Below are 25,907 nucleotides of genomic sequence, written 5' to 3' on the forward strand. Positions count from 1 at the left end.
GCCTGCGGTGCCCGCCTTGCGGCGCAGCGAAATTTGCCGCTATTCTGACCGCCAATGATCCGGCTCCGCCCGGGCCCAATAATTCAACCGTGGAGAAACGCCATGAACCCGCCCGTCAGCTCGCCCGCCGTCAAGGTCGTGAAATCGGTTCGCGAACAGGTGAGCGCTGAGGAGTGGCAGGCGCGGGTCGATCTCGCGGCCTGCTACCGGCTCACCGCGATGTACGGGATGACCGAGATGGTGGCCAACCACATCTCCTGCCGGGTGCCGGGCACAACCGACCAGTTCCTGATCAACCCTTACGGCATGCTCTACGAAGAGATCGATGCTTCCAGCCTGATCAAGATCGATGTCGAGGGCAACACGCTGTTCAATGCGTCGGACTACGACGTCAACGTCGCCGGTTTCGTCATTCATAGCGCCATCCACATGGCCAAGCACGACATGGACTGTGTCGCGCATACGCACACGCCGGCCGGCATGGCCGTCTCGGCAATGGAATGCGGCTTGCTGCCGCTGGCGCAGACCTCGATGCGGTTTCTCCACATCGCCTATCATGACTTCGAAGGCATTGCCGACAATGTCGACGAGCGCGAGCGACTGGTGAGAGACCTCGGCGACCATGAAGCCATGATCCTTCGCAACCACGGCCTGCTCGTTGTCGGCCGTACCGTGCCGGCAGCCTTCAATGTGCTGTTCCGTCTCGAGCGCGCCTGCCAGGTGCAGATCATGGCGTTGTCCTGCAACACCAAGCTGATCTACCCGCCGCAGAACATCCTCGAAGACACCTATGAGCGGATGCAGCCGAAGCCCGGCCGCAGCACCCGCAACGGCAACCTCGCCTGGCCGGCACTGCTGCGCAAGCTCGATCGGGCTGATCCGTCTTATCGGAACTGAGAGTTCGTCCATTCGTCAGGCGCGCCAATCTCCGCACGATCTTTGGGCGGAGCCTGCCTGTAATTTGATCGCACATATCGCCGCTAAATCGCCGATGCTGATGTCAGGCGTGGCGACGGGTGCGTCCGATGAAGACATTCATTCGCGTGGTTGAATTATGGGTGCCCGACCGAACCCGCACGCGCCTCGAGTTCGGCGGCTGTCTTTGCAGCGAGGAATATTCGGAATTCAAGGCCGTCAGCGAAAACGCGCTGTTCGCCTATGATGAAGGCCTGCCCGGCAAGGCCTGGGCCTCCGGCCATCCCGTCATCCTCACCGAATTCGCAAACTCCTACTTCAAACGCACCGACGAGGCGATCGAAGCGGGCTTAACCTGCGGCGTGGCGCTGCCGGTCTTTGCCGGCGAATTCCTGATGGCCGTGATGGTGCTGTTCTGCGGCGACGACGAAAAGCACGTCGGCGCCATCGAGCTCTGGCACAACGACCCGGAAAAATCCCACGAGATGGGCCTGGTCGACGGCTATTACGGCACCGCCGACATGTTCGAATTCAATTCGCGGCACACCAAATTCCCGCGCGGGTTCGGCTTGCCCGGCCGCGCCTGGAAAGCCGGCATGCCACTCATCATCAAGGATCTGCACAACGCCAAGAGCTTCCTGCGCTGGGAGGAAGCGAGCGAAATCGGAATCAATTGCGGCGTCGGCATTCCCTACACCACGCCGCCGGATCAGACCTGGGTCATGACCTTCCTGTCGGCGCAGGCAACGCCGATCGCCAGGCGTTTTGAGATCTGGGTGCCGAACCCGGCGCGAACGGAACTGGTGTTTCAGTCCGGCGATTGCAGCAAAAATGCCGATCTGGCCTCGCTCTATGCGTCAAAGACGATCCGCAAGGGCGAAGGGAGCATCGGCGGCGCGTGGGCGACGGGGATGCCGGCCATCAACGAACATCTGAAGGTCGATGAATCGATCGCGGCGCAGTTGGCGCGCGCCGCCGGTATGAATCAGATCGTCGTTCTGCCGGTGATCGAAAACGCCCTGCTCAAGGCCGTTCTCGCCTGGTATCTCTAACCGATCGTTCGCCGGCGCATCAGCCCGCCTTGCGCCCGTGGTGACTATGCACTTGCGAGGAGAGAAGCCGTCGCCACTCATTGAATTCCGGACTTGCGATATCGCGTGGCCGCGGAAGGTCGATCCGATATTCATTGTCGATACGGCCGGGTCCGGGTGACATCACGACGACCCGATCGGCGAGGAAGATCGCCTCCTCGATCGAATGGGTGACAAAGATGACAGTCAGGCCGGTTCGCGACCAGATATCAACCAGCTCGTCCTGCAGGCGCTCGCGCGTCATTGCATCCAGAGCGCCGAAAGGTTCGTCCATCAGCACGACCTCCGCGTCGTTGGCGAGCACCCGGGCGATCGCGACGCGCTGCTTCATGCCGCCGGAGAGCTGGTGCGGGTAGACATCGGCGAAGTTCTGCAGACCGACGAGCTCGATGAAACGGTCGGTCGTTTCGCGGATTTCGGCCTTGGTGCGCCCCCGCGACTTCGGACCGAAGCCGATATTGTCGCGGACATTCAGCCACGGAAACAGCCCGTAATCCTGAAACACCATGCCGCGGCTGGGACCCGGCCCAGATATCGGCATGCCCCACATCAGATTATCGCCGTGCGTAGCGGCCTCGAACCCCGCGGCCATCCGCAACAGCGTGGATTTTCCGCAGCCGGAAGCGCCGATCAGGCAGATGAACTCGCCTTTCCTCACCTGCAGATTGGCGCCGCGCAACGCCTCGATCGAGCGGCCGTTCTGCGAATAGGTCTTGCCGACGTTCTTCATTTCCAGAATCGGGATCGGGGCTTCAGCCATGCGACGGACTCCAGGCCAGAAGGCGTCGCCCGATCAGCATCACCAACTGGTCGGACAAAAAGCCGAATGCGCCGATGACGATCATTCCCGAAATCACGATTTCGGTGCGCGAGAGCTGACGCGCCTCCATGATGATCGCGCCCAATCCGGTCTGCACGCCGGTCATCTCGCCGACGACGATCACCACCCAGGCAAAGCCCAGCCCAAGCCGCATTCCGGTGAAGATGGACGGCAGCGCGGCCGGCAGCACGACGCGAAAGAACTGCGCCGACTCGCTGCAGCCGAGCATCGAAGCCGCCTCGAACAGCCGCGGCTCGACCGAGCGTACGCCAAAAATCGTGTTCACGAGGATCGGATAGAACGCGCCGAGAAACACCAGAAAGAACGCGGAGCGCGGACCAAGGCCGAAGATGATCATTGCCAGCGGCAGCCACGCCGTCACCGGGACCGGCCGCAATATCTGGATGGTCGGATCGAGCAACTGACGGACCAGCGGCACGCGCCCGATCAGCATGCCGAGCGGCAACGCGACGATTAGCGCCAGCGCGAAGCCGCCATAGACCCGGCTGACGGAGGCCAGCAAATGGATGTGCAGCGTTTTGCTGTAGGCGTCGTCATTGATCCCGCCAACAGCAAGATCCCAGAGTTCGAGCCAGACTTCGTAAGGAGGCGGGATCAGGCTTCCGGGCCGGCCGACCGTAGCAAGATGCCAGATCGCCAGCATGGCGACAGGAAACGCGACGGCCAGCAGCAATGGCCGCAGGCGTGGCCACCAGGTGAGCGCCCATGACGTCTTGCGCGCGGCGACCGGCGTATCCTTGGTATCGGCCGCGAGCGTGGTCACGGTCAGGTCGGCTTCACCGCATCGACAAAGCTGGTGTCGATGAAGGTTACGAAATCAGGCAGGCGCTTGATCTGCTTCAGCGCCAGCATGTGGTCGGCATAGATCTTCGATTGCTCGATCTGCTTGGCCTCGAGCTTCCATGTCAGCTCGACATTGGGCACCGAAGCCTCGATCGCCTCCTTTTTCTGGCCGAGCTTGCTGGACGCCATCGCGACCATGGCGTCCTTGTTCGTCGCGGCGTAATCCGTTGCCCTCTGATGGATCCCGAGCATCACGCGGACGAGGTCAGGCTTTTGCGCAATCACGTCGCGATGCGTACCGAACACCATGTTCAACGATCCCATCGCCGTCGAGTAAGGATATTCGACCAGCGAACCGATACCGCTCGACAGCGACACGCCAGGGCCGGGTTCGGCGCCGACATAGGCATCGATGTCGCCGCGCGATAAGGCGATATGCATTTCGCTGAAGGAAACGCGGACCGGCTCGACATCCTTGATCGTCATGCCTTCCATGCGCAGCCGCTCCAGGAAGAACACTTCCTGCGTCGTGCCCGGAAACACCGCGACCCGCTTGCCCTTGAGGTCCTTGATCGAGGCAATCCCTGCGTCCTTCTTCGCGATGATCGCCATGCCGCGGTTGCAGGTCGAGGCAATGACCACGACCGGTTCTCCGGCCGCCGCACCGAGCAGCGCCGCGGCGATGCCGAATGCGCCGAAATCGACCGACTTGGTCACGACGGCATTCTTGCACTCGGTCGGCGTTTCGAACGGCAGCACCTCGATCTTGTAGCCCGCGGGCACGAACTGATCGTAGAAATAGGGAGCGATGGAGTGGATCAGCTTCAGCGCGCCGGCTCGAATGACGACTGGCCGCTCGGCGCGAACGATGGCCGGGCTCGCGAACAGTCCAGCCCCGAGACCGGCACCAAGGCCGGCAATGAATTCGCGTCGACAGATCCCAGATGTCATTGAACACTCCTCTTTTGACCCTGAGAAATGCAACAACCATGCCGCTCAAACAGGCGCTTACCGGCGCCTCGGGCGCGCCCGGAGCCCCACCCTCGAGGTGCGCAGAGGCTGTCATTCCGGCCGAAAGCGCCGGAAATGCCCCAGTGGTTGGCGCATATGCGTGGAAAATGGGCTTGCTCCAGCCCAACTGACCAGGAAACAGGCGACTATCGCAGGGCCCGGAAGAACTCCCGTACCTCCTGGACGAACGACTCAGGCTGTTCGAACGCGGCGAAATGTCCGCCCTTCGGCATTTCACGCCAGTGCTGAATATTCGTGAAGCTCGCTTCCATCCACTTTCGCACCGGCGTGACGATTTCCTTGGGGAAGACGGCGACGCCGGTCGGTATAGTCACCTTGTACGGCGTGCGGCGCTTGGGTCCGAAACTCTCCCAGTAAAGACGCGCGGATGACGCGGCGGTAGCCGTCACCCAGTAGAACATGACGTTGTCGATAAGTTCGTCGCGGCCAAGGATGTTCTCGGGATGGCCGTCGCAATCGGTCCAGGCCCAGAATTTTTCCAGAATCCATGCAGCCTGTCCGCTCGGCGAATCCGTCAAGCCGTAACCAAGCGTCTGCGGCCGGGTCGATTGCTGCTTGGAGTATCCGGAATCCCATTCGGCGTAATGTTCAATTCTCTTCAGCGCCCGCGCTTCCTCTGGCGTCGGCTGTCCCTCGACATTGGGCCGCGCTGACATCGCCAGCGTGATGTGAATGCCGGCGCAATGCTCTGTATCCTGCGCACCGATCGCAGTCGTGACCGCCGATCCCCAATCACCACCCTGCGCGACGTAGCGCGAATATCCGAGGCGATCCATCAGCACCGCCCAGCTTGACGCGATGCGACCGACGCCCCAGCCGGTGGTCTTCGGCTTCGCAGAGAAGCCAAAGCCCGGCAGCGACGGGCAAACAATGTGAAATGCATCGGCAGCGTTGCCGCCGTGCGCGGTCGGATCGGTCAAAGGCTCGATCACCTTGTGAAACTCGACCACCGAGCCCGGCCAACCATGTGTGATGACCAGCGGCATCGCGTCCGGATGCTTTGAGCGGACGTGCAGGAAATGAATGTCGAGCCCGTCGATCTCGGTGATGAACTGCGCAAACCGATTGAGGCGCGCCTCGCGCCCGCGCCAATCATACTCTTCCGCCCAATAGCGACAGATGTCCTCGATCCATTTCAGCGGCGCCCCCTGACTCCAGTCCTCGACCAGTTCAGCTTCCGGCCAGCGCGTATTGCGCAGCCGTGATTTGAGGTCGTGGAGAACGTCGTCGCCGATCGAAATGCGATAGGGTTTGACTTCAGCGCTCATGAAGGGCCCTCTTTCAAAGCCAGCCGGAACTGCCGGGACGGAGTTCACAGGCGAAAATCATTGTCGCACGCGAGGCCAACGTCGCGCGGGTGCTGGTGTATTCGACACGTCCGAAATCGAGCACGAATGGCTCGGCGAACTCACCGACACTGTCACAGAACACGTGAACACACACGCCAGCACTGTTGCACAGCCGTGCGAAGGCGTCGATACGATGACGTCCGAAATTGGTCCAGTCTGAGACCCGCCGGGACAATGCAATTTGAGCCCGCCACGCCAATCGTTTTGACACCGCCCGCTCCATAGTCTCGCATTGAGATGTTACGCTGACCCGCTCCGCATCTTCAACTGGAGACCGAACGCGGACTAGCGCAACTGACGAGTCGCGCTGCTTGCCGTCGGTTCCCGAATTAACTCGCCGAGTGGACATCAAGCTTAACAAATGACTTTCGTTGCGATGCCATCGGGATCGTTTAGTGATGAGCCGCCGGACTATTTCCCCAGGCGTCCGGCCTGACACCGGCAAGGCCGCTTGACGGCATTGTTCCTAACGTAGTTCAGCTATGGCCCTGCAAAAACCAGCGAACGTCTCCCGATTTCAGATCGTCTGTGGCATTTGCGACGGTTTGGGGATTGTCTTCGATTGCAGGGAAGATGCGCCCGCCTCCACTCTCATCAAATGCCGGCATTGTGGTGCGCCACGTGGCACGCTGGGCGATCTACGCCTGCTCTCTTGTTCAGGCAAAGAGAGTTTGTTTGAAATTTGAAGCGTCGACGTGTTGTCTATTTTCGACATCTGCGGCGCAATTTGGCTGCGGCGCTCGATTGACCCGCAGTTCGTCAGCGCGTAGCCGCTGTTTGTTGGCGGATGGCTTTCATAAACTGGCCAGGATAAAGGAGTACAATGGTTCGAAAACTTCTTGTGCTCCTTGCCTGGGTTTCTCTGGGCTATATTGTGTATGTCACCTTGTCACCCATCGGTCTTCGTCCTGTCGCCAGCAACAATCCCGCCTACGAGCGGCTCGGGGCATATGCGATCGTCGGCATTTTGTTCGGCTTGGCTTACCGTGGGCGAGCTTTCATGGCGCTGGGTATCGTGGTCGGTGCTGCGATTGCTCTTGAGGGCCTTCAGTACCTCACCCCGGACAGGCACGGGCGACTCGTGGACCTCCTTGAGAAGGCATCCGGCGGCTTGCTCGGAGTGTTGGTTGCGGTTGCGGCCAGCAGATACTTGGCTCGCTTTTAGCGCGCGATCACCAATGAACCCGCGCGCGTTTAAGCCGCACTGCAAGAATCCGCACTATTCGGAAGCTAAGGCGGGATGAATGCAACAACAGCGGCAGCCAGTTCGTTTGGCGAGATGGCGACCTTGCAGGAAACGTATTCCGGCCAGAGAATGCCGAGCACGTCTTAGCGAGTTCTGTGAAAGAGGTCCCGCCTAGCGTCGCGGCTCGCCTGCGGCCCGTCAAGCGGGACCATCGCGACAACTACGGACGCTGTGGCAGCTCGTGCATCAATGCGAGCGGAAAGCCCATAGCCGTGGCGTGAGCCGCGGACGTATCGAACGATCAATGCGCCATCCCGGTCAAAGAGCTATCATGGTGCGGCCACGCCCGGATGCGGACGTCCGACAGCCGCACGACGACCCGATCGCTCCAACCTGATTGAACGCGACTTCTTTCGCCCCCGCGCCAAACCGAATCTGGCTCGTCGCCAGCCCGTGACCTGATCCACCACTCCGATCGGTGCTCAGTATGTTTCTGAACTCGTAACGCGATAAAGTCCGCCTGCTTTAGAGGGCTCGATGAGCAAGGACTGCCATGACAATGCCCCGATCAAGAGCTCCTTGCACGCGCAAAACCGAACTCGTTCCAACAGCAAAAACCAGCGGACGTATCCCGATTTCAGATTGTCTGCCGCATTTGAGACGGCTTGAGGATCGTGTTAGACTGCAAAGAAGACGCTCCGCCTCCACTGTAATCAGATATCGGCCTTGTGGTGCGCCGCGCGGAACGCTGGCCGATTTACGTCTTGTCTCTTGTTCAGGCAAGGATAGCCTGTTCGAAATTTGAAGCGCCGACCAAGCTGACGCGCAATGCCGGTAGCTTGGACGTGCAAGCAATTGGCACTGGTTCTATCGTCCATAACAATCGCGTAGACCGCAAAGCAGGATGGCGGGCTTGGTCGCGGTGCCTACTATGGCATCAAGCCAGCGCGCTTTGATTACACACGGTACCACCCTTCCAAACTTTTTCTGAAGGGGTCCGAAGCGCGCTTGGTAGGCGAGCAGCAACACTGCCGTGATCGCGAGGATGGTATCGCGGAGGACGAGAGTCTCATCGCCACCACGGGCCGGTGATTATGGGGACAGCTCCGACACAAAAGAAGAACAGCCCATACCGCCAGTTGCAGGCAGCGGTACCCAAAACCACGCCAAGGAACGTCACCAATTGCTCGCTCATCGCAGAAATGTCCGGTCAATGCGCAGATCGCAATTAAGCCAATGGAAATCAACAATTATATTCCAAAAGCGCATCAAATGGATGATCTCCTCCCGCTCAATCGATACCCCTCTAGCAGATCAGTCCACAATCCGTCACGCGGAATGGCCTAGTTTTCGCCAGAGCATCTAGAAAAGGTTAAGTTCCGGGCAGCAGGCGACCATCACCAAAGCGATAGCTGCCAGCCAGCCTGTCGTGATGACGCTCTCGAATAGCGGACCACCCAGCGCAAGAATAGCTCGATTACGGCCTCGCCGGCGCTGATGCAAAAATTCGACATACAATTCGGTTCGACTTTACGAACTCGAACTGTCGGTCGAGTGGGCAGACACTCCATGCGCCTGCCCATTACCTTCGTCCATTGGTAAGAGACCAGTGCCATGTGGGCACGCCCCCACGGATCGATGCCACAACAGCCGTTTGATCTGGCGCTCGGCGATCAAACCAACCAGGCACGGAAGCCCGAAGGATCATCGCCGGTATCGAGAACAAAGAAAGTAGCTTCGATTACTGGCTCGCCGACACGCCCCCGGCGGGGTAGGAATTATTTGACCCAGGTAATACGGGGACCCCGCCCGGAACGTCCACGAGTACGATATTGACGTTGGAGGTCACCAGAGGTTGGTCCCCTCCGATCTGCACCACGTTGGTGCCGGCGATCAGGTCACTTGCTGGGATCGTTACTGCAAAGGTGCGCCAAGTGAAGCCCGTGGTGTCTGGATACGGCCACGGCGTTGGATGCGTATGTCCATTGACCGTAACGTTGAGCACACTAGGACGATCGCTGTGGAAGAAGTTGAACAGAACGCGGACCGTCGCGGCCTTGGGATTCGTCGGTATATTTAAGACATTCCAGGTTGAAGTGTTGTTGGGATCCGAGGCTTTACCAAGGTTGTTAGCCAGATTTGGAGCATAATTGTTGACCGGAACATTTGCATCCAGGGCATCATAGCTAAAGTCGCGGTACGTGAAGGGCCCGTCGAACGCGACGTTGTCCCAAGCAAAAGTGTGGTCGTGCTGAAGCGGAAGTTGGAGAGACTTGTCCGCGTTGTAGTGGACGTCCTGAAGCCAAATAAGCCCTCTGGTAAAACCGAGGTTTGCATTCAAGATCGTTGCCAAGTGCTTCAGAGTTGTGGGCGATGGAGCGACTCCCGCATCCGTTCCGTAAATATCGATCTGATTTTGTGAAATCCGAAGTTCATAGTGGTTCATCTGCCCTACTTGAGTGGCCTTCTTCACGCAAGCGTAGCCGCGAAGTTGTAACGATCCGCCGGTATCAAAATCGTTGGCGACGTAGTTGTTTATAAGAATTGCTGATCCGACCCCGAGATAACCATTATTATTCCCTTCTGGACATGGATTGGGGTTTCCATTCGAGTCCACGAAACCGTCAAACCGAAGCCCAAATCCATATTGCGGCAATGCCCGCCAGGTCTCGAAGTGTGCGAATGGCGCGGGAACTGGAAGATTGGTCATCCAAAACTCAGGCCATGCACCGTGCGATCCCTGCGAATCGTTCGATACTTCAAACGACACAGTGCCGGTTCTGCCGGCAAAATCGAACGGTTGCTTCGGATACATAGCAAGAACCGTGACGCCACCGCCTTCGTACCCCCCCGTTGGGTTGTCGTTTGAAGATTGGCGCAATTGACCGTTGCAGATCTGGATATCGTTCGGAGGGAGGACTTTCGTGCTACCGTTGCATCCAACGATTGTTGATGCGGGGTAAGCATTAGCTAAACCTTGGCCGAAGTTGACGAGTGCTTGTGTTCTCGAAACGCCCCAAACATTAGGGTCGAGATCGCCGGTCCGGCTTTGGATTCCTGGATTCTTCTTGTCGAACGTTTCGCAGAACGATACTGCACCGCCCAACTGCAGGCCGCAGTTGCCGACGACCGGTGTTGGAGATGAGGAAGATCCCGATCCGGGCGTTGATCCCGACCCAGTCCCGCCGGACGCCACCGACACCGAGGCGGAGCAACTCGCGGTGGCGCCACCGTTAGAACCTCCACAACCCCATGTCCACGGGCCCGAACCCGCCACGGCCGACGACGTGCCAGTTGAGCAAAGGTTGGTCGTAGGCACGGACGATACCGTCGTGCCATTTGCCGATCCACACGCGCCGTTGATCAGCGCCGGGCTAGTACTCACAGCCACGGTTGCACTAGCTACAGGAGACGTGCCTCCGGCTCCTGTGCACGCCAGCGTGTAGTTCGTGGTACTCGGCGGCGATACTGCAAGAGTGCCGCTGGTAGCTTTCGTCCCAGTCCAACCGCCCCCGGCTGCACATGAGGTTGCGTTGGTCGAGGACCAAGTAACAGTCGAGATCTTACTGGCGCTAATGCTAGGCGGACTCGCCGAAAATGCCACGGTGGGTATTGGAAGGGTGTTGCCGCCACCTTGGCTGCTCGTAGCGTAGATCTGAATGTTGTCCCAATGCCACGTGTACAGCCCGGTCGAGTTTGACGCCACTCCCCTTGCATCGAAATGTTTGTCCGGATTGTAACTGTCGTCGCCAAACTGGACGCGAATGTCTCCGTCGGGAATATTGCCGGCGACCGTACGTGAAACCGTCGTACCGTTCGGCTGCGCAATCGTCGTGGTCAAGGTTCCATTGCCGTTGTCGATAACGCAGTGCTTATAGCGCGCCGCCTTGTCCGACACTGTGAGGCCACGTGCGCCCTCATGAAATTGGTTATTGGTGTAACTGTTCATACTGCCGCGAAATACCTTGACGCCATTCGCTGCAGGGCCTTGTGGGGAACTCGGACCACCGTTTTTAGGGAAGTCAGGTGACGTGTAACCAAGGTCGGTCTTCCCCCCGTACTCAGCGGGCGTAAGGAAGTTGACTACAGTCCACTTGCCACCGCCGAGATCGGTGATGTTCTGATCCCAGCAGACTTTGGATACATTACGGAAAGTCGGTTTTGGAGAGAACCAAACGGAGACGTAGCCCTCCGTGTTGACAGTGGTCATCACGTGACCCTTGTCCTGATTTCCATCGGGCGCACAGTAATAATACGCGGCCTCGGCTGCCTGCTGTTGTGACGTCAGGTGAATCGTGCGGCTTGAGGTATTCGGATTTTCGCACGACATCCCGTGGTCGGCATGCCAGTCGTTCCTGTTTGAGCCGAACATCGCGCCGGCGTTCCATTCACCGGACCAGCCGTAATTGAATCGCTCCTTATAAGAAGTTGGAGTTTTAAAATCTTCGAAAAATGCAAGACCGGCTTCGTTTGAAGGCGTTGGAGTTGTCGTAGATCCCGAGCCAGGCGTCGAACCAGATCCAGCCGTAGATCCCGACCCGGGTGTAGATCCCGAGCCAGGCGTCCCCCCCGATCCAGGCGTAGATCCCGACCCAGCTGTCGACCCCGATTTGGACGCCAAGCAGCTAGCATTGGTACCCCCGTTTGAACCGCCACAGCTCCATGTCCACGGGCCCGTACCCGCCACGCTCGACGACGCGCCCTTTGAGCAAAGGTTGGTCGAAGGTGCAGATGATGCTTGCGTGCCGTTTGCAGATCCGCACGCGCCGGCGACCGGCGCCGGGGCGGCACTCACAGCCACCGTCGTACTGGCGGCTGAGGACAAACCTCTGTACCCAATACACGTCAGCGTGTAGGTCGTGGTGCTTGTCGGCGATACCGCAAGAGTGCCACTGTTGGCTTTCGTCCCTGTCCAGCCGCCGCTAGCGGTGCATGAGATTGCATTAGTCGAGGACCAGGTCACCGTCGAGATTTTGCCGGAGATGATGCTGGTCGGGCTCGCCGACAATGCAACCGTAGGGTTTTGAAATGCGCCAGGCACTGGCGACTGAGCGCGAGCACCGTCTGACTGGGCAAGCGCCACCGAGAGCGCGATTGTCAAGGGCAGGGCCCCGGCAAGCCGAAGTCGAGCGCTACGAAGCAGAGAGACAAAGGCCAAGCTCAAAATAACCCCTCCAAACCAACGATTACCTTTTGCAATCCTCGATTGCGTCTCAATTAAACCTCACCAGCGAACCGCGACTAGTGATTCTCCGTTGAGAATGCGGACGGCAACACAGTCCCTAACCATGTGACTAGGCGGCGACCTCGGCAGAAAGTGCGGCAAAAAGGAGCAAAGATACGGTCAATAAATGGTGATTTTGGACACGGGGACTGTTTCTAAAAGAGATTTTGTGCAGTTCAGACTGCGACATTATCGGCCACCAAAGAATCGGATCGGTTGCGCGACGATAACTTCGACGCCAAATCAAACCTACTTCGATTTCCCGACTCGAGAGGTGGAATTCGGCTCAATGTACTCTTTTCATTTCGGCCACACCGCCGGCGAATCGGGAACGAGATACGGACCGCCGGAAGGAGGACCGCTTGGTTTCTCATCAATCGCGACCACTGAACACTGCCTCACTTGAAGCAATGTGTCTCGTTTGAAGCAATAAACGGTCATTGCGCGAGTATGCCCAAGGTCGTGGTGACCCGGAGAAGAGCAGTGTCCTAGAATCTGGCGTCAGCACCCTGAATAGCGGGGATCTGGGTCCATGGATTCCTTCAAATAAGCCGATCCCAGCTTTACGAGCTGGTCCTCGGACTTTCCGGTCGAAGCCATTAATCTTAAATACTTCAATAGCCTATCGTGGGTTGGCATGGTGACAACATGCCCTGAGGAACTCACAATCCGGTCGACAATGTCATCCTTCATGCACCACCGAAAATACTAATTTTGCAACGCAATACAGGCAGTGCAACATCTCGCAGTCCACCCGTCAAGGGGGCGATTGGTGCTAAGCTTACCGGCGCAGCCGTTGCGCCCTGCGAAAGGCCTTCAGCACAACCAATTGCAAAGTGACGGGGTTTACCTTGGTGGCACAGAACCAAGTTAGGGCCGCACGAAAGATAGTTACTCGAGCCGCTCCGGCCACGCTGCCCTCAACGCTGAGGTCTGGGCCTCTAGTGGATTATCGATACCAACCTGAGTACGTATACCGGGTCAAATAGGCGGCGCCGCCATAGGGCCCATAAGCGCCGTACAGTGACGAGCACGAGTACGGATCTGGACAAGCAGGACGGATGACCGAGGTAGGCGGCACTACCTTCCTGGCGTGGTGCTTTACCGTCACACCATCAGCGGAGGCGTCGCCAGACACGGAAAAAAACACTGCAAGCGCCGCTGCTACGACGCAGATAATTTTGCCCACGAGCCCGACTCCATCAATTAAGATTGGCTAGTACCAGTAGACCACGTGAGGAGTCTTACAATCAACCCTCTCGGTGCCAGCCCGACGTCTTAAAGAGCGCGCGCCTGCGCTTTTAGCGATAGGAGTGATGAAAGACACACACCCGGAGGAGAGGCAGCGGCGCCCCGCCATTTGCCATTTAAAGTGGAAATAGGGCGACAATCCGCTTGGTGCGTTGCCAACGATATTGGCCCGATCCGATGCTTACGCTGCAAGGACCGAAATACCGTCATTTTGTCCGTACTGATTTTGCTTTTGCGCGTGCTACCGGGGTGACGCTGTATCTGCGCCGGACTTGTGCTGAAAATGTGGGTATCGATTCGTGGTGTTGGTCCATAATCCGGTGCTAGATCGATCCCGAATTCACCTACAAGCATCGATCATTCGTAGAAGGCGCCGAAATCTCCAGAAATTTGCCTCCATAGGGGCATTCCGCCGCCACGCTTGTGGCCGATACGCAACAGCATTCCCCGAAATCGGCAAGCATGGCCCCGCAACCCTACGCAGCTGCGATCGCATCGCTTATGGTCGCTCGCGGGCTAGGGCAAAGGGATTGGGACTTTCAGTGAGAATTAAGCGCGTCATCTTGGCCCTGCCTGTGCTGACCATGGCGGTTGCACTGGGCGGCTGCGGCTGGATGTCGGTGAGCGGCCCCGCCGCCACGGACATATTGGCAGGCCAGCGCGACCCGATGAGCCTCAACTACGCGGTGGTGAAGCTCACCCCGAAGATCGTCGAGGTCATGTCCAAGAACCTGCCGCGCCTTTCTACCTTCGTAGGCAATCAGCGGCCGCGCGACATCACCTTCGGCGTCGGCGATGTCCTCAGCGTCACGGTTTTCGAAGCCGCTTCCGGCGGCCTTTTCATTCCGGCCGAAGGCGCGGTGCGGCCGGGCAATTTTGTCGCTATTCCGAACCAGGCCGTCGACATCCACGGCAATATCTCGGTCCCCTATGCGGGTTCCATCCGCGCGCGCGGGCGCACCCAGGTCGAGGTGCAGGATGCCATTGTCGCCGCCCTCAAGAACCGCGCGATCGAGCCGCAGGTCATTGTGTCCATGGTCGAACAGAAGACGTCCATGATCAGCGTCCTGGGCGAAGGCCGCGCGGCGCGGATTCCCGCGACCGCCTCGCCCGAGCGCATGCTCGACGTCATCAGCCGGGCCGGCCTGGTGGCGGTTGGCGGCTCGACCGGGGCTGCCGGCGCTGAAACCTGGGTGCTCCTGGAGCGAGGTGGCAAGCGCGCCATCGCCCCGTTTGGCGCGCTGATTTATGAGCCGGTCAACAATGTCTACGTGCATCCCAACGATACGATCTATCTGTACCGGGAGCCGCAGACCTTCCTGTCGTTCGGTGCGGTCGGCGCACAACAACAGATTCCATTCGGAACCTGGCGGCTGTCGCTTGCGGAAGCGATCAGCAAGGCCGGTGGTCTGATAGATACCCAGGCTGATCCGGGCTCGGTGTTCCTCTATCGCGGTGAAGCGCGGGACGTTGCCGTAGCCATGGGCATCGACGTTTCGCCCTACGAAGGCCCTATCATTCCGGTGATCTACACGATCAACCTGCGCGATCCCGCCGGCCTGTTTCTGGCGAGCTCGTTCGAGATGCGCAACAAGGACATTCTCTACGTTTCGAACTCTGTGTCGGTCGAGTCCACCAAGTTCATGACGTATCTCAACACGCTCAACTCGACTATACAGGCCCCCATTTCGACCGTCACGAGCGCCTATGGCTTGCGGAATATCATCACCGGTACCGGCGCTGTGCCGAGCACTTTCGTAACCGGAGGTACGACGACTGTCGTCACGACGCCAACGCCCTAGGACCGATCGACATTCAGGATTCCCAAGTGGTTTGATCGCTGATTCATAGAGTTCCGTGATTCGACACGGAGCAGATGATGGCGGCGAAGCGATATGAGCTGACCGAGGTGCAATGGGCGAGGATCTCGCCACTGCTGCCGGGGAAAGCTGGCGACCCGGGACGTACGGCTGCGGATAATCGTCTGTTTGTCAACGGATGTCTGTGGGTTTTGCGATCGGGGGCACACTGGAGCGATCTGCCAGAGCGGTACGGCAAGTGGAAAACGGTGCACCAGCGCTTCAGTCGCTGGTGCCATGCTGGCGTCTGGGAGCGCGTATTCGCTGCTCTGACCGCCGATCGCGACAACCATTACCTGATGATCGACAGCACCATCATTCGCGCCCACCAGCAGGCGGCGAGCGGAAAAGGGGGGCCAAAGATCAGGCGCTGGGGCGTTCCCGAGGCGGACTGACTACCAAGATCCACATGCTGGCCGATGCCCTGGGCCGTCCGCTCCGCTTTATCGTCACGGCTGGGCAGGTCAATGACATCACCCAGGCGCCCGCCCTGCTGAATGGCCAGAGCGGCGATGCCGTGCTCGCCGACAAAGCCTATGACAGCAATGCCCTGCGTGCGATCATCGCGGAAATCGGCGCAACAGCGGTGATCCCGTCAAACCGCACCCGCAGGATCATCATTCCGCATGACGCCGACGCCTACAAACAGCGCAACCGTATCGAGCGCTGCTTCTGCCAACTCAAACACTTCCGACGCTTGGCAACCCGTTACGACAGGCGAGCCACCAACTTTACCGGCTTCATCCCTCTCGCTGCCGCAATAATCTGGATGCAATGAATGTCGATCGGTCCTAGGGCCGCGTCTGGGCTGGATTACGTTAAATGGCCGCCGACAGACTAGGCCGGGCGCAACCCGCCGGTATTGAGCCCAAGTTTACGCACAAGACCTTAAGTTACACGCGGCGCAGAAATCGACGGTCCAGCACCGCTTGCCCGAATACCGGTCACGAGGCTGAAGTTAATGGACTCTGACCCAGATTATGTCGACGGTGCCGCTGTCGCGGTTGGTACGGCTAATTGGCGAGTCCACCACCGAAGGCAAGATCAGCGACGATACTACAATGGCGAAAGTGAAAATCGCCAGTCCTGCTCATTGCCGATTTACCGCAGCGTCATTGCTGATGTCGGCAGCAGTCCCGGTCCCGCCCTCCTGGCCATCCGATCCCAACGACACGATCTCGTAAGGACCACGCTCGCCAGGCGAGCGATAAAGATAGACGTGTCCCCACGGATCGGCCGGCACCGCGCCGGTCTTGAGATAGGGTCCGTTCCAAATCGTTGTATTGCCTGGTCTTTGCGCCAATGCGGAAAGACCTTCACTAACGGTCGGATACCGGCCGACGTCGAGATAAAACAGGTCAAGCGAACTTGAGAAGCTCTCGATCTGGAGTTTGGCCGTCTTAACTTTGGAGTCCCCAAGGTAGTTGAGTACGCGGGGTCCGACCAAACCCATGATCAGCCCGATGATCGCGATAACAACCAGCATTTCTACAAGGGTAAAGCCTGCCTCAGCATGTCGCAGAGCATGGCGGCCTCTGGTGACCATATGAAGCTTCATCTGTCCTCTCCGTACCAAACCATTGTCCAAACCGGCACGACCGTCGGTTACCGCGCGGATGTCACGCGCAGCACTTCGGGGGCCGCGGTTATTCCAAGCCGGCATTTCTGCACGGCATCGTCCAGCATGGTCGTCATGCCTGCGCGTATGGCGGCGCCGTCGATCAGGGAGGCATCCGCTTCCGCGCCGACCAAAGGCCTGACTTCGTCGGTCAGTTCCAGCAATTCAAAAATCCCGGCACGTCCGCGATAGCCGGTGCCGCCGCAGCGTTCGCAGCCGCCAGGGCGATAGATCGTCTCGCCGGCTGCAAAGCCCAGAACCCGATAGCGCGGGTCGGCGACCATATCCGGTTCGGTCAGCTCGTGCTTGCTCTTGCAGCCGTCGCACAGCACGCGGACCAATCGCTGGGCAACGACGGCGCGCAACGTCGAGCGCAGCAGAAATCCCTCCACGCCGAGGTCAAGGAGCCGCGGTACCGCCGCAGCCGCCGTCTCGGTGTGAAGCGTTGACAGAACCAGATGGCCGGTCAATGCCGCGTGGATGGCAATGTTTGCCGTTTCGCTGTCGCGGATTTCACCGACCATGATGACATCGGGATCCTGGCGTACGAACGCGCGCATCGCCGTGGCGAAGGTCAGCCCGATCGCCGGCTTGGCCTGCGACTGGTTGATACCCGGAATCTCGTATTCGACAGGATCCTCGATGGTAAGGATCTTTCGCGTCGGCTCGTTGAGAATCGACAGCATTGTCGCGAGCGTCGTGGTCTTTCCGCTTCCGGTCGGGCCGGTGATCAGGATCAACCCATGCGGCAGCGCCAGCAGGCGGCGCAACGTCGCTTCGTCGCGGCCGAACAATCCAATCTTGCCCAAATCGAGCAAGCCGCGGTCGCGAGGCAGCAGGCGTATTACGACGCTCTCGCCGTGCTGTGTCGGCATGGTGGCGATGCGGATATCGATCTCGGTCCGTCCGACCCGAGCCCTTGCCGCGCCGTCCTGAGGCAACCGGCGTTCCGCGATGTTAAGTCCGGCCAGGATCTTGATACGCGAAACCACGGCCTGCGGTGGTGCATCTCCTGGAAACGGCACGGCGCGCAGGATTCCATCAACACGCATTCTCACCACGAGCCCGGTCCGGAATGGCTCGATGTGGATGTCGCTCGCTCGCAGCTCCATGGCACGCTCGAGCACGTCGTTGACGGCCCGAACTACGGGAGCGCCGCTCGCCAGATCGCGCAGGCTGTCGATGTCGTCGTCGCCGGTACGTTGTTCCGGCTCATCGACGTCCACCGCTTCCGCCGTGCGTTCGTCCAGCCGCAGTTCCAGCACCGTGGCGATGTCGTCGAAGGATGCAACGGCGATCGCAACGGGACGACCGCAGACGATCTCAGCTGCCCTGATCGCGGCGCCGTCAGCCGGGTCCGACACCGCCAGGCCAAAGCCGTCGTCCCCCAGCCTAAAAGGGAAAACCGAAGATTCGCGCAAAAATCGCGGCGAGAAATGCTCAACCGCACCTTGCACATTCGTCAGCTGCTGCAAACCCGCGCGCGGCAACTTCCAGAAGCCCGCGACCTCATCGGCGAATATTCCAGCCGGCAGGTCCGATTTTTCCCAAAGCTCCCGAAGCCCGTTTCCAGAAGCCGCTTCCACGGAGCTGACGCTCCGCAATTTTACCCTCGCGGCCTCCGGTAGCCGTTCGAGCAAATGCAGGCGAAACTGCTCAATGCTATGCCTTGAGGTCGCAACCGTCCCCCCCTCCCCTGCCGGTGACGTGATACGATTTGGGATTAAGTTTGACACGTTGCTACTTCGCTCCGCCGCTATCGCGTCACGCTATCCGCAAAATATACAATCCACAGCGCCGGACACAGAAACGCTCCCAAAGGTATCCGCGTCGTCCGTATCACAGCCTGGCCCCTCAAGCGCGCCAACATTACCGTTAGCAGCGCGCCGCTTGTCGCAAGGCCGAAACACCATGGTATTGCCTCGAACGGCAGCCACGCCCCGATTGCCGCCGCCAGTTTCACGTCACCCAGACCAAGGCCCTCGGTTTTCCTGATCCAGCCGTAGCCACTGCGAAACAGCGCCAGCACGCCTGCGATGCAGCCGGCGCGCACGATCGCATGCAAAACTGCTGTCCACGGGTCCGTTGTATCCAGCAACGGCGCAGCAAGGATGCCGCAGAAGAGGGCACCAAACGTAATCAGATCCGGCAGCAGAAAAGTTCTCGCGTCGACGTCAGCCCCGGCAAGCATCAACGTCCCGAGCACAGTCGAAGCAATGGCGACTGGCCACGGCAAGGACAGCGCGGAGATCAGGCCAATGGCGCAGGCGCCGCCGATCAGTATCGCCGCGTTCGGGCGGAGGTCGACCTCCGATCCAATCGCCTCCCCTGCTTCGACTTCGATCGTCATTTCACGACCCTGTTGCCGTCAATGACGCTGCGGCCGCCACGCATGGTTTGCAGGCGGTCCCGGAATTCCTCGGTGACCGCGCTGGCGTCGACACTGTTCCGAATGAGCTGTGTCTTGATGAAGATGATGATCTCGGACCGCGTCTTGGTGTTGGAGGTGTTTCCAAACACGTCACCAAGAAACTTGATTTCACGGAGTCCCGGTATGCCCGATTTAGTCTCCTGACTGCGCTCGCTGATAAGGCCGGCAAGCAACACGGTTTGACCGCTGGTCACCGAGACGGTGGAGTGGACGCGGCGCTGGGCAATCGTGGGTGTCAGAGTCTGCTTGTCGGCATTCACGATGTTGGAGATTTCCTGATCGACTTCGAGTTGAACAGATCCATTGGCGTGCACGTGGGGCAGCACTTTCAGGATCACGCCGGTATTTCGCATGGTGATCGTGTTGACGATCGGCGTGGCTGCATTGGTCAGAACCGCAGCTGAACTGGTCGTAATCGGAACTTCGTCGCCCACCTGCAGCAGGGCCGGCTGATTGTCGAGCGCAACGATGGATGGCGACGACAGCACCTTGACGTCCGTTATGGTGGATAGGGCGTTGAGGATCACGCGCGGCTGCGATGCCGATCCGAGCAGAAGATTCAAACCGGGAGCCACTTTCTGCAGCAGCGCCCCTTGCGCCACGTCCTGGCCCGCGCTCAGCAAACTGACCGCGCCATTGTTTTTGCCGAGTCCAACATCCTTACTGGTGAGGAAGGCCTGGACGCCGAACTGGAGGTCGTCCGTCAGCGTGACTTCCGCGACCGTCGCATCGATTGCAACCTGCATCAGCGGCCGGTCGATGTCGCGAAGCGCGCGTTCGACGACCCGATAGTCTTCCTGGTTGGAATAGACCACAATCGAATTGTTGCCCGCATCCGCTGAAATTCGTAGGTTCTGGAACGTTCCGCGCGGGATGGTCCCCGATGAATTGCCGGAAGCGTCCGCCTCACCATTCTTGCGACCTGCGAACGTTTCGAAAGCTGCCGCAATCGTGCCGGCGCCGCGATTGTCGGAGGTGGTGCTTGCGTTCGTCACCCCGTTTGCGTTCGACCCACTCCCGAGGGACGAGCCTCCGAGAGCATCCATGCGAGCCTGGGCGCTTTCGACCCCCGGCGCGAGCTGCTTCGTGGCAGAATCGCCGCTGCCGGATTTTTGACCGAAGATGTCGTTCAGAATCTTCGCCACTTCCGTTGCTTTGCCATTCTTCAGCTTGAACGTTCGCAGCGTTGTTCCGGTTGTATCGGACCTGTCGAGGCGACGGACCCACTGCGTGGTCTGGGCAAGCAGCTTCGGATTTTTTGTTACAACCATCACCGCGTTCATGCGTGAGATCGGCTGAAAGCGGATTACGCCCTGCCCCAATCCACCCTCACTCGTTTCAAACACCCGCTCAAGTTCGCCGATCATCGTCTCCGGCGAAGTCGATTTCAGCGGATAGACCCCAACCGACTGATTCTGCAGCCATTCCACATCGAAGGTCGAGACCACGTCCAACGCCGCCTGACGTTCTGCGGTGGTGCCCTGGACCAGCAGCAGATTTCGGGACTGGACGACACGGATAGCGCCCGGACGCGTCATAAAACTTTCGGCAGTCTTGGCCACTGTTGAAGCCGAGGTGTAGCGCAGAGGCACCAGCGAAACGCCGAAGCCCGGCTCCCCAGCTCCGACGTTGAGGGCGCCACTGCCACTCGCCTCGGCCATCGGAACCACCTTCACCAGATCGCCGGAGCGCACGATCGCAGCGTTTTGCATTTTCAAAACGCTTTCGAATGCCGGTAGCACGTCCTTGCGAGATATCGGACCGGCCGACGCCAGCGTTACGTTACCCTGGACGCGAGGGTCGACGACGAAATTAAGCTGAAGAATATCTCCGAGCAGGGTCTTGGCGACCGTTTGTACATCGGCCCCCTCGAAATTCATCTCGACGCCGTCGCCCTTCATAAAGGCGGCCTGCTGCAGTGAGGCGGTCCGCATCTCTGGATCGCGATCGCGCGGCCGCTCTGGTTGCACGTCCGAGCCCGGAAAAAGGAAGGGCTGATCTGTAGATTCGCGAGATTCGCGCGTCTTGCCGGACTTGCCCGAATTTCCCTCATTCCCGACAGGAAAACGCGGGCTGAAATCAGTGTTGCGAACGGAATCCATCGAATCAGCCGGAGCGACGCTCGCCACGGAAGCCAAATTCGCCGCTCCACAGCCGCCCAGTGCAAGGAAGGTCGAGACTATAAGGCAAGCCCGTATAGATCCGACCAGATCCCACCCATGCAATTTATCCAAAATATTCTCCCCCGCCGTGGCACCCCATTGCCACATATACGGCGACCGCCTGAGACCTAGGTGCGAGACAAGAAATGCCTCTAGGCCAGCGAGCCAATAGTGATTTCATTTACAACTGTGGGCATTCTGCGAACATTATGAGGCCAACACAGCAATCTATGCGGCAAACCAACGACTATTTTGGGCAAACCATCACTTTTTCAGTGCGAGATGCAATTTATGCAACCTGAAAGAAGCGAATCACGCTACAATTCATGCGAGCCGAATATAGCTGAATTGAGTCTCGGCTCTATCGGGGCCTTGTCTGCTGAACAAGCTCCAGCCCGCCGGTCGGCGACGGAGATTGCTGCATCTGCGAATTCTTCGGCCCGTCCGACCCGGCCCCTCCGCCCGCGCCTGCCCCCCCGCGCTCATCGTTGAAGAGCCTGTAGGTGGCGAAGCGGCCGTCCTGCGACGCCAACACCACCTTGCGCCCATCGATTTGGGCTACTTTCCAACCGTCGATATCGTCGCCCATCTGCGCGCGCAACAATCTCTTGTCCGCGCCAACTTGAACAACGGCGCGGGCGTTTTGACCATCCATCACCACGCCCAAGAGAATAACGCTGGGCGGTGCGGATGGCGGTGCAGACGCCGCGGGCGCCTGCGCGACCGGCGGCGGTGGCGCCGCAGGAGGACGACGGCTCGGCGAAAACAGCGAGCGATCGACGATCGCAGGCAGCTGCTCCAGCGGTTGTGCCGCGACCGGATTGGCGAGGGGCGCGGCTGCCCGTCCCGGCTCTTCGCTCCTTGCGGCGGCGTTGAAAATCAAGGCCGAAAGGAGCAAGACGAGGCTAAATGTCTCCCGCGGTCGTGAATGTCTCACGGCGCACCTCGCCGCCAAAGCGCGCGCAGGCTCAGAGTGGTCCGCAGAAGCGGATCTTCGACAGAACGCCCCGCTGTTGCGTTGACAGGCTGGACCGACAACCCATCCACGAAAACGTACGGCGTTCCGCTTTCAAGCTGGTACAGCACCGCCCGCAACGATTGCAGATTCATGTCAAGCGTAGCCTGGACGCGGACCGTATCAGGTGCGTCGTCGCGCTTGGCAGCTTCGCCGCCGGAGGAAACAAGGTTCGCATTTTTATCGCCGGCCAATTGCCCGAGATATGATTGCAGCTGCGCGCTGGCGAGACCCGGGGTCGGTGCATCGAGGAATGCGGTAGGCGGCGCAGCGGTCGGCCGGCCGGCTTTTACCTGAAGCCTGGCTTCGAGGCGCGAGAGCATCTCACGACGTTCGGAACTCTCCCGCACGGCGTCGGCGCGCGTCTGAAGCGACATCCCCGTCACGGTCACCGACACCAAAAGCAGCAAGACGAAAGCCCCGACAGAAATTGCCTGCTCACGATCGAGCCTGAGCATGTTTCAGTCCTCCCCGATCTTGATGTGCGGCTGGACGCGCGCCTCGATGGAGAACCTGAAAAGTTTGCCGTCCGGCCCTCGCGCCATCGGGGCAAAGAAACGTACGTCGGTCATATGCTTGGATTTCTCAAGTGGTGCCAGCAATCCGGGAGCATCGTCGGCTAGCCCGACAATCCGAAGGTTTTCTTTTTCCAGGCGGATTTCAGTGAGATAGGCGGAATCGGGCAGAGCCCGAGACAACGCCTCCATCACGATCACACTGGATGTAGACATCTCCTTTGTGGCCCACGCGCGTTCTGCCGGCGGCATCGATGCCAGGGAGGACGCCGTACGCCCTGTTTGAACCTGTTTCTGCAAGACCTTGGAACGGGCGGCCATGCCCTCACTCTCATCTCGAATGGAGGATGCCGATGCCCACGCCCACACACTCAGGGCGACAGTCGCCGCCACCGAGGCCGCAATTCCGACACCAATTTTTCGAGCCAATCCCCCTACACTGTCGCGCGATGGGTCCGCGAGCCGCGACCACAGCGTTACCGAGCCGGTTACTTCGTCGACGGCTTCGCTATCCGTGTCACGGGCCACGACGCGATCAACCGGCAAGCCGAGCGCGGCCAGATCGTGCCGCGCCGCATCGACATCGCTGCGCGCCGCCATGACAATTCGCACCTCCACCGCCGCGGCGTCTTCTGCGCCCGCTTCGGCAGCGAACCCGTACACGACATCATTGGCCGGCCAGGGCGACAGGCGCTCGATCTGGTTGCGGATGACTCCGGCCAGGAATTTGCGCGCCTGCGCCGGCACTGTTATTCGCCGCACGAAAACCTTGTCGGTAGGGAATTCGAGAACGACAAAATTGTTGTGGGCCGCGCGCTGGATATCTTCAGAGATTTCCATCCCAGGGGTCAAGGTCGCGAGAATGTTTCCTGCCTGGGCGTCGCGCAGCATCGCATCTCGGGTCGGCTCGGCCCGTCGAACCACGACACATTCGTCCTCGCGCGTAACAATCAACGAACGACGTTCGCGCCCGCTGTCACGCCAGGACAAAAACAGCGTCGCGAGGACTTCGATCCATCGTTTCCAGATAGCGCCGATGCGCATGACTTTACCTTTGTGCTTCAGACGATCCGTTAGAGGAGCCTTGGGGATGGTACCGGGGTCCAGACAAGTACGCGATAGGGTAGACTATCCTGAGGCAGCACGACGATCACCGACCGAGCGGCAGCGGCATAGCCGTTCGCAAGTTCGGCCGTGAGTTCTACCGAAGCGACGCGCACCGGCTTGACCGCCAGATATCGTCGCGCCGGTTCTATCAGCCGCGTCAGCCGCTCGACATCTGCCGAAGCGCTGTGGCGCGCCCTGACGAACGCGTCGGCCTGACTTTTGGCAATCCCGGGAAGTGCCGCGATGACGCCCGGTGGCGCGGTGAGCGGATTTATCGTTTCGCTGCCGAACACAGTCGCTAGCGGCATAATGCCTGCCACCCATTCCGGGCGCATTCCGGGAACGAGCTGCAGCTGTCGCACGTCGGAAAATGGCAGCCCGATCTCCGGCGTCGATGGCTGCCCTGTTTGTTGCGGCGTCCCGCTCGCACTATTGGTCGAACCGAGCGCGACATTCGGACGAGGCATATTGCCGGGATTGCGTCGTTCAACGATACGCTGGGCGACGTCGTTCGCCGCGGCCTGCGAAGCGCCAACAGAACGCAAGAGCGCCGCGATAACTTCGGCTGGCGCTTTTCCAACGTCGATGCGGCCACCCTCATCGGTGAGGCGCGACCGGACCGAACCGGTGGCAAGGTTGACCCTCGCTTCGTTGTCCAGCAGCGGCGCATCACCGAGAGCGTCGATGATGCCGGCGGCGGTCTCAAGCCCCGCCGAGAGCAGCGCAGCGCCCTGCACGCGATCGCGCTCCACCGCCATCACGCCCGCAAACCCGCGGAAGGTGACGGCCGCGGCCATCGCAAGTGCCGACAGCAGTGCGATCGACCACAGCACGGTCACCAAAATCACGCCACTGCGCGGATCGCTGCGTTTCATCGCACTTGCCCTTTCGGATCGGGCGCGTTGCCCGGTATCGAAGTCGCGACCGACAGACAAGCGACCGCCGCGTCCGCTTGCCCGCAGGCCGCCGGAGCATTGGCGCGAATCACGAAATCGGCTTCGCCGAGCAGATTGGCACCGGTGACGCGGTCCCGCAGATTCAGCCGGACGTATCGGGGCAACGCCCTTTCGCTGGCCCAACTCGCGGACCATGCGAGGGCGCCATCCGGCGCGAAGTGCCCGAATAAGAATGAAATGTCCAACTTGCCCTCGATCAGAACGACCGGATCTTTCGTCATGACATCTTCGAAGCGCGCGCGGGGTCCGGGCCAGGTCGCCTGGCGTCTAAGCAAACGGCTGATTTCACCGTCCTGCTCAACCGCCAAACTGATTAGGTCGTCGTCGAGCGGTCCCGATGCAGCCCGCCCGGCACTCACAAAGACGATGCTGGCCTGCTCGCCGGCGAAGGCGACGGCCGCCTTCCCTTCCTCCGTTCTTCTCGCAACGAAGCGGGCGGAACTGAAATCGCCCGCCAGACGCTCTACCGCGAGCATCAGGCGCTCCGCTTCGGCTACACTCCGCGTTCCGCGGTCGAAGAAAAGTGCGACATTGTGGATCAGTGCAGCGCTCGCCATGATGATCACGGACGC

Annotated in this window: 19 protein-coding genes and 1 pseudogene; 6 read left to right on the plus strand and 14 right to left on the minus strand. The window is 59.8% G+C overall.

Annotation, left to right across the window (positions count from 1 at the left end; all coding sequences use genetic code 11):
- Positions 1-102 precede the first annotated feature (102 nt).
- Positions 103-897: a class II aldolase/adducin family protein gene (locus ACPPVP_RS33350; RefSeq protein WP_426527830.1), complete on the plus strand. Its 795-nt coding sequence runs from the start codon at positions 103-105 to the stop codon at positions 895-897.
- Positions 898-1,025: 128 nt separating this feature from the next.
- Positions 1,026-1,967: a GAF domain-containing protein gene (locus ACPPVP_RS33355; protein WP_426527831.1), complete on the plus strand. Its 942-nt coding sequence runs from the start codon at positions 1,026-1,028 to the stop codon at positions 1,965-1,967.
- Between the two features lie 19 nt (positions 1,968-1,986).
- On the opposite strand, the gene ACPPVP_RS33360 is transcribed toward ACPPVP_RS33355, so the two are convergent.
- The 4 genes from ACPPVP_RS33360 to ACPPVP_RS33375 form a co-directional block, all read right to left on the minus strand.
- Positions 1,987-2,766 carry an ABC transporter ATP-binding protein gene (locus ACPPVP_RS33360; RefSeq protein WP_426527832.1) on the minus strand — a complete coding sequence of 260 codons (780 nt, stop codon included), beginning with the start codon at positions 2,764-2,766 and terminating at the stop codon, positions 1,987-1,989.
- Complete coding sequence (locus tag ACPPVP_RS33365; protein WP_426538199.1) at positions 2,759-3,529, minus strand: ABC transporter permease; 771 nt, start codon at positions 3,527-3,529, stop codon at positions 2,759-2,761. Before ACPPVP_RS33365 ends, ACPPVP_RS33360 begins: the two co-directional genes overlap by 8 nt.
- Before the next feature lie 83 nt (positions 3,530-3,612).
- Complete coding sequence (locus ACPPVP_RS33370) at positions 3,613-4,581, minus strand: ABC transporter substrate-binding protein (protein ID WP_426527833.1); 969 nt, start codon at positions 4,579-4,581, stop codon at positions 3,613-3,615.
- A gap of 206 nt (positions 4,582-4,787) precedes the next feature.
- The gene (locus ACPPVP_RS33375) at positions 4,788-5,930 is read right to left on the minus strand and encodes an epoxide hydrolase family protein (protein ID WP_426527834.1); all 1,143 of its coding nucleotides are present in this window, start codon (positions 5,928-5,930) and stop codon (positions 4,788-4,790) included.
- A 904-nt stretch (positions 5,931-6,834) separates the two neighbouring features.
- On the opposite strand from ACPPVP_RS33375, the gene ACPPVP_RS33380 reads away from it, so the two are divergent.
- Positions 6,835-7,176 carry a hypothetical protein gene (locus ACPPVP_RS33380; protein ID WP_426527835.1) on the plus strand — a complete coding sequence of 114 codons (342 nt, stop codon included), beginning with the start codon at positions 6,835-6,837 and terminating at the stop codon, positions 7,174-7,176.
- A gap of 1,762 nt (positions 7,177-8,938) precedes the next feature.
- Here the strand turns inward: ACPPVP_RS33380 and ACPPVP_RS33385 are convergent.
- Entirely contained in the window at positions 8,939-11,569 is a 2,631-nt protein-coding gene (locus tag ACPPVP_RS33385) for a hypothetical protein (RefSeq protein ID WP_426527836.1), read from the minus strand.
- Positions 11,570-12,092: 523 nt separating this feature from the next.
- On the opposite strand from ACPPVP_RS33385, the gene ACPPVP_RS33390 reads away from it, so the two are divergent.
- From ACPPVP_RS33390 to ACPPVP_RS33400, 3 genes and pseudogenes are all read left to right on the plus strand, one after another.
- Complete coding sequence (locus ACPPVP_RS33390) at positions 12,093-12,224, plus strand: hypothetical protein (RefSeq protein WP_426527837.1); 132 nt, start codon at positions 12,093-12,095, stop codon at positions 12,222-12,224.
- A gap of 1,990 nt (positions 12,225-14,214) precedes the next feature.
- Positions 14,215-15,474, plus strand: coding sequence for a polysaccharide biosynthesis/export family protein (locus ACPPVP_RS33395; protein WP_426527838.1), 1,260 nt, complete (start codon positions 14,215-14,217; stop codon positions 15,472-15,474).
- 77 nt (positions 15,475-15,551) lie between these two features.
- Positions 15,552-16,309 (plus strand): annotated as a pseudogene (locus ACPPVP_RS33400) (IS5 family transposase).
- A 312-nt stretch (positions 16,310-16,621) separates the two neighbouring features.
- Here the strand turns inward: ACPPVP_RS33400 and gspG are convergent.
- The 9 genes from gspG to ACPPVP_RS33445 all read right to left on the minus strand — a co-directional run bounded on the left by gspG (position 16,622) and on the right by ACPPVP_RS33445 (position 25,901).
- Positions 16,622-17,089, minus strand: a complete 468-nt coding sequence (gspG, locus tag ACPPVP_RS33405) for a type II secretion system major pseudopilin GspG (RefSeq protein ID WP_426527839.1) — start codon at positions 17,087-17,089, stop codon at positions 16,622-16,624.
- Positions 17,090-17,136: 47 nt separating this feature from the next.
- Positions 17,137-18,789 carry a GspE/PulE family protein gene (locus tag ACPPVP_RS33410; RefSeq protein ID WP_426527840.1) on the minus strand — a complete coding sequence of 551 codons (1,653 nt, stop codon included), beginning with the start codon at positions 18,787-18,789 and terminating at the stop codon, positions 17,137-17,139.
- A 116-nt stretch (positions 18,790-18,905) separates the two neighbouring features.
- Positions 18,906-19,499, minus strand: a complete 594-nt coding sequence (locus ACPPVP_RS33415) for a prepilin peptidase (protein ID WP_426527841.1) — start codon at positions 19,497-19,499, stop codon at positions 18,906-18,908.
- Positions 19,496-21,709, minus strand: a complete 2,214-nt coding sequence (gene gspD, locus ACPPVP_RS33420; protein WP_426538201.1) for a type II secretion system secretin GspD — start codon at positions 21,707-21,709, stop codon at positions 19,496-19,498. The genes ACPPVP_RS33415 and gspD overlap by 4 nt, the downstream gene beginning before the upstream one ends.
- Before the next feature lie 394 nt (positions 21,710-22,103).
- Positions 22,104-22,640 (minus strand): hypothetical protein, encoded by a 537-nt coding sequence (locus ACPPVP_RS33425; RefSeq protein WP_426527842.1) that lies wholly within the window; start codon positions 22,638-22,640, stop codon positions 22,104-22,106.
- A 35-nt stretch (positions 22,641-22,675) separates the two neighbouring features.
- On the minus strand, positions 22,676-23,215 hold the full coding sequence (gspM, locus tag ACPPVP_RS33430) for a type II secretion system protein GspM (protein WP_426527843.1): 540 nt from the start codon (positions 23,213-23,215) through the stop codon (positions 22,676-22,678).
- Positions 23,216-23,218: 3 nt separating this feature from the next.
- Complete coding sequence (locus ACPPVP_RS33435; protein ID WP_426527844.1) at positions 23,219-24,316, minus strand: PilN domain-containing protein; 1,098 nt, start codon at positions 24,314-24,316, stop codon at positions 23,219-23,221.
- Between the two features lie 29 nt (positions 24,317-24,345).
- Positions 24,346-25,254: a general secretion pathway protein GspK gene (locus ACPPVP_RS33440; RefSeq protein ID WP_426527845.1), complete on the minus strand. Its 909-nt coding sequence runs from the start codon at positions 25,252-25,254 to the stop codon at positions 24,346-24,348.
- Positions 25,251-25,901: a prepilin-type N-terminal cleavage/methylation domain-containing protein gene (locus tag ACPPVP_RS33445; protein ID WP_426538437.1), complete on the minus strand. Its 651-nt coding sequence runs from the start codon at positions 25,899-25,901 to the stop codon at positions 25,251-25,253. The genes ACPPVP_RS33440 and ACPPVP_RS33445 overlap by 4 nt, the downstream gene beginning before the upstream one ends.
- Between the last annotated feature and the right edge of the window lie 6 nt (positions 25,902-25,907).

It is taken from the genome of Bradyrhizobium sp. McL0615 (assembly GCF_049993905.1).
In the GTDB taxonomy this organism is placed as follows: Bacteria; Pseudomonadota; Alphaproteobacteria; order Rhizobiales; family Xanthobacteraceae; genus Bradyrhizobium.